This window comes from Enterobacter soli ATCC BAA-2102, assembly GCF_001654845.1.
In the GTDB taxonomy this organism is placed as follows: domain Bacteria; phylum Pseudomonadota; class Gammaproteobacteria; order Enterobacterales; family Enterobacteriaceae; genus Enterobacter; species Enterobacter soli.
Map to the genome: position 1 here is coordinate 1 of NZ_LXES01000071.1, position 380 is coordinate 380.

Here is a 380-nt window from a genome sequence, read left to right on the forward strand (position 1 = left end):
GCCAATACTATCCTTACGCATATCTGGTGCAACAGTATCTTTAATATACTGCTCCCAGTCTTTTTCAAGAGTAGGATTGTCTGACCTTATCGCAGTGACCATTTCGAGATAAAAATTATCAAAGTTATAATTTCCGCTATACATATACATGTAATCAGGTAGTTCAACCTCATAGCGCCCAAAACACTGTTTCTGCGTCGACACTTTATTATTTAACATAGAGTCCTTTCCTTTCACTATATGACCACACCCTTGCAAAACCACTGCAAAACTTAAGATTAACGCCGCAGATAACTTTCCATTCATTTCTTTTATTCCTTCATGCCTTAGGACAGCAGGTCGCTAAGTTAACGAGCGTGCCTACTGCGTCGTTAGTGGGC

General features: G+C 40.0%; 1 pseudogene. It reads right to left on the reverse strand.

The features are described from left to right. Nucleotides 1-306: pseudogene (locus M987_RS23535) on the reverse strand (hypothetical protein); the annotation flags it as partial. Between the last annotated feature and the right edge of the window lie 74 nt (nucleotides 307-380).